Source organism: Bradyrhizobium sp. Leo170 (assembly GCF_004296405.1).
GTDB lineage: Bacteria > Pseudomonadota > Alphaproteobacteria > Rhizobiales > Xanthobacteraceae > Bradyrhizobium.
Window position 1 is genome coordinate 1 of record NZ_PSRR01000629.1, and the last position, 2,227, is coordinate 2,227.

The 2,227-nt window shown below is 66.5% G+C and carries 1 pseudogene; it reads right to left on the reverse strand.

What is annotated here, in order from left to right:
- Positions 1-1,921, reverse strand: a pseudogene (locus CWO89_RS43340) (hypothetical protein); the annotation flags it as partial.
- Positions 1,922-2,227: the final 306 nt, after the last annotated feature.

Genomic DNA, 2,227 nt, shown 5'->3' on the forward strand with positions numbered 1-2,227 from the left:
CCAAAATCTCGCTGATCGCGCGCGGCGGGAGCGGCGGCGGAACGGGTACAGCCTCCACCGGCATGGCCGCATGGAAGTCGCGCGGCGCGGCCGCGAAATGTTCCTGTATCGCGGGATTAGGCAGCTCGGGCTTCGGCTGCGGCATCACTGTCTGCGGCATCGCGGCGCGCGGCGGCTCGGGCGCCGGTGACGGCGTGGAGCGCACGGTGCGCAGATCGTTCTCGATCATCGCGAGGCGATCGACCACATGGCCGAGCGTATTGTGCACTGTCTCGAGCGAATCCTGCGTGCGGCGGTCGGTTTCCGACTGGCTGTAGCGGATATCGGACAATTCGCGCTTGACCATATCGACGAGGCCAGGGTCGAGCGGCTGCGGCGCCGGCGCGCCGGCATTGCGGCTCGTCTCGGCCAGCGACACGAGATTGGCGTGCTGGCGTTCGAGATGGCGCAGGATGTCCTGCAGCCCTTCCTCGACGCGCCCGAAATTGCCGGACTGAGGATTGGAGAAGGTTTCCAGGCGTTCGAGCAGGTAGGAGACACGCTGTTCAAGATGCGCGAATGCCGAGGCGCTGTCATTTCCGACCTGCATGCGGTCGATCCGTTCCGACAGCGTACGCACGGCGTCTTCGAGATGTTGCGAGTGCTCGGTTGGCGCCGGGCGCTCGCGGCTTTCCAGGGTCGAGGCCAACGCGGCGATCCGCTGCTCGAGGACCGCAAAGGCATCGCCATGGTTGCCGGCGCGCGCGAGCTCGTCGACCTTGGACGACAGCGTCTGCACGTCCTCGGTGAGCCGTGCCAATGCGTCGTTGGAGGCGATATTGGAGACGATCGCGCGGAGCGCGGCGATTGCGCTCTCGAGCTGATGCACCGTCGAGGGATCGTCGTTGGCGCGCAGGATCAGATCGAGCTTGGCGCCGAGATTGCGGATCGCCTCGTCATAGCCGGCGAGCTGCTCGGCGGGGGTGAGCGAGCGCAGCACCTCGCGGATCTCGGACAGCGCACGCTCGATGCCGGAGAGCGCCTGGCCGTCGGCACCGTTCTGCCGGTTGTCGTCGATGCGGCGCGACAGCGAGCGGATCTCGCTTTCGAGCGATTCGATCGCGCGGCGCGGCATCGCCTCGGTGAGCGCGGCGCGGATTTCCGCAAGCTCGCTCCGGAACGCGGCGATCGACTGCTCGATATGATCCGGCCGTTGCAGTGCCTCGATCTGGCTCGTGATCTTGATCAGATAACGCTCCAGCGAGGAGAAGTCCGGGCCAGCCAGTGCCGGCGCGGCAGGTGCCGGTCCAACCGGAGGAGCATGCGCGGCCATTGGCGGAACGCTTGGGCCCGTCGGCTGAGCTGCGCCCATTGGCTGAGCGTGGCGCGGCGGCATCTGCCGCGGTGGCGGACCGTCGAGTTCGTTCTGGCGTGCGGTGATCTCCGCGATCGCGGAATCGAAAGAGGCGGGACTTAAGGGCGGCGACGGACGGTAGACCTTTGCGGCAGCACGCTCGACGGCTTCCGCCTGGCGCTGCCGGTCCGGCATCTGGGGCTGGCGCGCCGCGGCAGCGGGATTTGAAATCTGTGACAGCCGCGCATCGAGCCGCGAGATCGCGTCGTTGAGCTGGCGCGCGACGTTGGACTGGCCGCGCGTAGCGTCGCTGCGCGGGGCGTCATTGCGCGGCGCGGGCCGCGCTAATCGATCGATCTGCTGGGTGATCGCATCTAATCGCTGATGAATGTCGGCGACGTCCCGGCTTGCCTGGCTCGGCATCGCGGGCCGCGCCTGGTCATTGCGGAGATCCGGCGGCGCCGGCTCGCCCATGGTGGAATTGAGCCAGTCGTTCAGCGACATGCCGGCGCGGCGAGCCGCAGCCTCGGCCCTTTCGCGGACGGATGGATCGATGCTTTCAACACTCCACGATACGCGCGAATTCATGATTCCGTCCGGTCCCGACTAAGGCGTCCACACCCACGCCTGCAGCCTCCCCGTACGTCCCGATTGAACAGACAATCGAATTCCGCGCGGGGCGTCTGCCTTAGCCGTCGACTTTTTCGCGTTACGGTAAAGAACGGGTTAAGGAATGGCGCCGCGGGGCTCTAAAGTTACCTTTGCGCGGAACTCGCATCGCGATGCCCGTCGTCCCGGCCTCCGAGCCGGGACCCATAACCCCGACTATGTGTTGTGAAACGTGCAAGTCGGCCCGGCGTCTTCCAACCACAAACCCTGTGGTTGATGGGGTGG